This window comes from Pseudoalteromonas sp. BSi20439, assembly GCF_000241165.1.
Lineage (GTDB): Bacteria > Pseudomonadota > Gammaproteobacteria > Enterobacterales > Alteromonadaceae > Pseudoalteromonas.
Window position 1 is genome coordinate 1 of sequence record NZ_BADW01000092.1, and the last position, 5,559, is coordinate 5,559.

The 5,559-nt window shown below is 39.7% G+C and carries 7 protein-coding genes; 5 read left to right on the plus strand and 2 right to left on the minus strand.

The window, feature by feature from the left end; all coding sequences use genetic code 11:
• Positions 1-98: 98 nt before the first annotated feature.
• Entirely contained in the window at positions 99-290 is a 192-nt protein-coding gene (locus P20439_RS08350) for a hypothetical protein (RefSeq protein ID WP_008115136.1), read from the minus strand.
• Between the two features lie 49 nt (positions 291-339).
• Positions 340-513 (minus strand): DUF1328 domain-containing protein, encoded by a 174-nt coding sequence (locus tag P20439_RS18205; RefSeq protein WP_002961939.1) that lies wholly within the window; start codon positions 511-513, stop codon positions 340-342.
• Between the two features lie 516 nt (positions 514-1,029).
• On the opposite strand from P20439_RS18205, the gene P20439_RS08360 reads away from it, so the two are divergent.
• From P20439_RS08360 to P20439_RS18680, 5 genes are all read left to right on the plus strand, one after another.
• Positions 1,030-1,275 carry an OadG family protein gene (locus P20439_RS08360; protein ID WP_008115139.1) on the plus strand — a complete coding sequence of 82 codons (246 nt, stop codon included), beginning with the start codon at positions 1,030-1,032 and terminating at the stop codon, positions 1,273-1,275.
• Between the two features lie 12 nt (positions 1,276-1,287).
• A complete protein-coding gene (gene oadA, locus P20439_RS08365; protein ID WP_008466102.1) occupies positions 1,288-3,069 on the plus strand; it encodes a sodium-extruding oxaloacetate decarboxylase subunit alpha in 1,782 nt (593 codons plus the stop codon).
• A 14-nt stretch (positions 3,070-3,083) separates the two neighbouring features.
• Complete coding sequence (locus P20439_RS08370; RefSeq protein WP_008466104.1) at positions 3,084-4,214, plus strand: sodium ion-translocating decarboxylase subunit beta; 1,131 nt, start codon at positions 3,084-3,086, stop codon at positions 4,212-4,214.
• A gap of 144 nt (positions 4,215-4,358) precedes the next feature.
• Positions 4,359-5,330 carry an aldo/keto reductase family oxidoreductase gene (locus P20439_RS08375; RefSeq protein ID WP_008466106.1) on the plus strand — a complete coding sequence of 324 codons (972 nt, stop codon included), beginning with the start codon at positions 4,359-4,361 and terminating at the stop codon, positions 5,328-5,330.
• Between the two features lie 19 nt (positions 5,331-5,349).
• Positions 5,350-5,526, plus strand: coding sequence for a hypothetical protein (locus P20439_RS18680; RefSeq protein WP_008115149.1), 177 nt, complete (start codon positions 5,350-5,352; stop codon positions 5,524-5,526).
• Positions 5,527-5,559 lie beyond the last annotated feature (33 nt).

The window sequence follows — 5,559 nt, forward strand, 5'->3', positions numbered from 1 at the left end:
ACTAATGCGCAGCTTAAAAGGGGAAATGACTAAAAACTATTTATATTTTAGGCATAAAAAAACGACCCGTAGGTCGTTTTTTAGCTAAATAAATAACATTAGCAATTTGTTTCTTCGGCATTAACGCCTTCTTTTACTTCTTCACAGGTGTCTTCTACTTTGTTTTGCACATCTGTTACTGCTTCGTCAATGCGTTCACCCGCTTCTTCTGCATGATTGTCTTCACAACCCATAATAAATGCACTTGCGAATAGACCAATAGCAGCTGCTTTAAGTGTTGATGATTTCATAATGTAATTCCTTGTATATATAAGTTTAAAAGAGAGTGTAGTGTTTTATCTACCTGGGGCTTTTACCACGTAAGGCGCCAGAGACTAGTGAAATAACCAATAAAACTAAAAAGATAAAAAATATGATCTTAGCAATTCCAGCTGCGGCTCCTGCAATACCGCCAAATCCTAAAACGGCTGCAATTAGTGCGATCACCAAAAATGTAATTGTCCAGCGTAACATTGTCATCTCCTTGATTTATCTAAGTGTTAGTTTTATATAAGCGAGTAATGTGCCAGTGTTTTATTTTGTTTTAAATCAATGGTTTGTTTTGTTTTTACGTGGTTGGCTTTATATTGAGTTGGTAATTTTTACGATTTTATCGGTAACTTATTCACAGTTGTATACGGTGAGATAATAAGTAGTTAGTGCAGCTCTTTTTTTGGTAAGACCAATTAACATTTGTTTTAAGGGTTTTAAATGGGTTGGCATGATGGGTTTGCTTTTTATGTGTTTTTACAAAGTATTAGGGGTTTTATATATTCTTTGTTTATAACGAACATTTTTATCATCTATATATATAGGTCAAATAAGCTATTTTAGGTGGTGTTAACCTTATTGGTGATATGTTACTTTTAGATTAATTGGTTTTACCAATTTACAACATGTAGACAAAAGAATAGTTTTTGTTACTATTGGTGAATAATTATTTAAATAAACTGACTTTTTATGTGGTTCGGTTTGAACAGGGGGAGAATTATGGATATAGGGGCTTTGCTCACAACTGCGGGCAATTTAATGCTAACAGGTATGGTGGGCGTGTTTGTATTTCTTTCTTTATTGATTGGTGCAGTGACACTCATGTCTAAGCTGGCTAGCAAGTTTTCTCAGCCAGAACTCGCAACATCACATAGAACACCATCTTTTAAATCGCAAGGTGTGCCAAATGAGCACATCGCTGCAATTAGTGCTGCCATTGCTCAGTACAAAACAAATAATAATTAGAGGAGCATACCAATGGCTAAATTAAAAATAACAGAACTTGTACTTCGTGACGCACATCAGTCGCTTTTAGCTACCCGCATGCGATTAGACGACATGTTACCTATTGCAAAAAAAATTGATGACGCAGGTTATTGGTCTATTGAATCTTGGGGTGGGGCTACCTTTGACTCATGTATTCGTTATTTAGGTGAAGATCCGTGGGAGCGTATCCGTGCGCTCAAAAAAGCAATGCCAAATACGCCACAGCAAATGCTACTTCGCGGGCAAAACCTATTAGGGTATCGCCATTATGCAGATGATGTGGTTGAGAAGTTTGTCGAGCGTGCGCACAAAAATGGCGTAGATGTATTTCGTATTTTTGATGCCATGAATGATGTGCGTAACTTAGAAACCGCTATTAAAGCGGCGGTTAAAGTAGGGGCGCATGCGCAAGGTACTATTTCGTACACAGTAAGCCCAGTACATACATTAGATATGTGGTTAACGCTTGCAAAGCAGCTAGAAGAATTAGGTTGTCATTCAATTTGTATTAAAGATATGGCGGGTCTGCTTAAGCCATATGATGCAGAAGAACTCATTAAAGCGTTAAAAGAAACGGTTTCAATACCTATTGCTATGCAATGTCATGCAACAACAGGGTTGAGTACAGCTACTTATCAAAAAGCCATTGATGCTGGCATTGATATGCTCGACACCGCTGTATCATCTATGAGTATGACCTATGGTCATTCAGCAACCGAAACAATTGCTGCAATCGTGGAGGGAACAGAGCGTGATACTGGGCTTGATTTAAACCATCTAGAAGAAATTGCCGCTTACTTTAGAGACGTACGTAAAAAGTACGCTGCGTTTGAAGGCAGTTTAAAAGGTGTTGATGGCCGCATTTTATTAGCACAAGTGCCAGGTGGCATGCTAACCAACATGGAAAATCAGCTTAAAGAACAAGGCGCTGCTGATAAACTAAATGAAGTACTACTTGAAATTCCTCGAGTACGTGAAGATTTAGGTTTTATTCCACTGGTAACACCTACTTCACAAATTGTTGGCACTCAAGCGGTATTAAATGTGCTCACTGGTGAGCGTTATAAAACTATCACCAAAGAAACTGCTGGCGTATTAAAAGGTGAGTATGGTTCAACACCTGCACCAATGAATAAAGAGCTTCAAGAGCGCGTACTTGATGGCAGTGAGGCAATTACCTGTCGCCCAGCCGATATTATTAAACCTGAACTTGAAACGCTCGAAGCTGAGTTAAGCAAGCTTGCGCAGGAACAAGGGCTAACTTTAGCTGATGAGCAAATTGATGATGTGCTTACCTATGCGTTATTCCCGCAGATTGGGTTGAAGTTTATTAAAAACCGTAATAATCCTGATGCATTTGAGCCTGTTCCTAGTACTGATGATAGCGCCAATAAAGCACCTGAAAAATCAGCGGCAAACAATAAAGGCGTTAAGGCAGAGCAGTACAGCGTTAAAGTAGACGGTAAAGTATACGATGTCGTAGTTGCTCAAGGTGGTGAGCTTAAAGAGGTTACGTTAAAAGACTCTGAGCATATTCCACAGTCTGCATCGGTTGCCTCGGGTGAAACATTGAATGCCCCACTGGCTGGTAATATTTTTAAAATTAAAGTAAAGCCAGGTCAGGTAGTCAATGAAGGTGATGTGGTGATTATTATGGAAGCCATGAAAATGGAAACCGAAGTACGCGCCATGCATACCGGTACAATTGCTGAGTTGCTTGTTTCTGAAGGTGATTCAGTATCAACCGGTGATGCAATGATAGCACTAGCTTAAGGAGTAAATAGAGGATGGATGGTATTTTAAACCTCTGGCATGCCACAGGCATTGCTAACTTTACATTTCCTGGGCTGATCATGATTGCCGTTGGCTGTTTGCTGTTATTTTTAGCAATTGCCAAAAGCTTTGAGCCGTTATTGCTACTGCCCATTGGCTTTGGAGCCATTTTAACTAATATTCCGGTGGCTGGTTTATCAGATCCTGGTGGCTTACTTTATTATGTTTATTATGTAGGTATTGATACCGGTATTTTTCCGCTATTAATATTTATGGGAGTGGGTGCGCTTACTGATTTTAGTGCCCTAATTGCCAACCCGCGTATGTTGCTACTAGGTGCTGCGGCGCAGTTTGGTATTTTTGCGACGTTATTTGGCGCTATTTTACTTAACTTTATTCCTGGGTTTGAATTTAGCTTACAAGATGCTTCAGCAATCGCAATTATTGGTGGTGCAGATGGGCCAACTGCTATCTTTTTAGCGTCAAAATTGGCACCTGACTTATTAGGGGCTATAGCCGTAGCTGCCTACTCATACATGGCGTTGGTGCCTATTATTCAGCCTCCAATTATGCGTGCGTTTACCACGCCTGAAGAACGTAAAATTCAAATGCCAGAGCTGCGTAAAGTATCTAAAAAGGAAAAAATTATTTTCCCGCTGATGGTGCTTACTTTAACTGCCATATTCTTACCTGCGGCAATTCCGCTGGTTGGTATGTTCTGTTTAGGTAACTTAATGCGCGAGTCGGGTGTAGTTGATAGGCTCAGCAACAGTGCGCAAAACGAAATCATTAATATCACCACTATATTTTTAGGACTTGCGGTAGGCTCTAAGCTTGCTGCAGAGCAGTTCTTAACAGTGGAAACTATTGGTATTTTAGTACTGGGTGCACTAGCGTTTGCTATTGGTACAGCCTCAGGTGTATTTATGGCAAAAGGCTTAAATAAAATATCAAAAACTCCTATAAATCCATTAATTGGTGCTGCAGGTGTATCCGCTGTGCCAATGGCTGCAAGGGTAGTTAACAAAGTTGGGCTTGAAAATAACCCACATAACTTCTTATTAATGCATGCAATGGGGCCTAATGTTGCAGGGGTATTAGGTAGTGCCGTTGCAGCAGGTATTTTACTCGCTCTTGTGGGTTAAATATAATTTAGACTCAACCTATTAGCGCAGTTTACTGCGCTTTTTTTTTGCCTAAAATTTGATGTTTTGACTTAAGCGGTTTCTTGTATAGAGTTTTTTGTTTACAGTATTCATTCTTCATTTAAATTCTTAAAGGTTACTGGTATGCATCATACTCCATTGGCAAAATATCTCCCGAATGTAAGCAAGCTTGTTTTTGGCTGTATGGGTTTGGGAGGCGCATGGAATAAAGATGCGATCACCAGTGCGCATTTACAACAAACTCATTCATGCATAGATGCCGCCATTGAAGGCGGAATTAATTTTTTTGATCACGCTGATATTTATACCTTAGGCAAAGCCGAGCATGTTTTTGGTCAAGCTCTGGCTGAGCGTCCCGAACTTAGAGAACAAATGTATATTCAGTCTAAGTGCGGTATTCGCTTTGCTGATGATAAACACCCACAGCGCTATGACTCTTCAGCTGATTGGATTGAGCGCTCGGTAGAGGGCTCATTAAAGCGATTAAATACCGATTATTTAGACGTACTTATGTTGCACCGACCTGATCCTTTAATGGAAGTAGAGGAAGTTGCGCAAGTATTTAGTTGTTTAAAAGAAAGTGGCAAAGTGCGCCATTTTGCAGTGTCTAATATGTCGCAACATCAAATACGCTTTTTGCAACGCGCTTTAGATATGCCGATTGTGGCAAATCAAATAGAAGCGAGTTTACACAAGCATCAATGGGTTGATGAAGGCGTTTATGTGGGAAATGCCGATGGCAAAGATATTAACTTTACCCCAGGCAATATTGAATATTGCCGTGAGCATGAAATTCAGATTCAAAGTTGGGGCAGTTTATGCCAAGGCTTATACTCTGGTGGCGATTTATCAAAGGCTTCGCCTGCAGATATTAATACCAGCATTTTAGTTAGTAAGCTTGCCATACTCTATGGCACAACAGCAGAAGCCATTGTATTAGCATGGCTACTGCGTCACCCAGCATCAATCCAACCAATTATTGGCACAACTAATATAGAGCGTATAAAAGCATCCTGTGATGCGGTTAATGTTAACTTAAGTCGTGAGCATTGGTATGAGCTATATATCAGCGCAAAAGGCTGCGCTTTACCATAACCTGATGTAGGGTGATGATATGAACATTTTTGTTATTTTAATTAGCCTAGTGATTGCTTTGCTGATCATTATTCCGTTACTGGAAAAATACCAAAGTAAAATGGGGCTTGATAGCGCCACTAAATATAGTAAGTACATTTGGCCACTGGTGATGATCTCTTTGGTTGTGCAGCTTATTTATGTACTCATAAATTAAGTTTGAAACTTAAATATCACACACAAAAAAAGC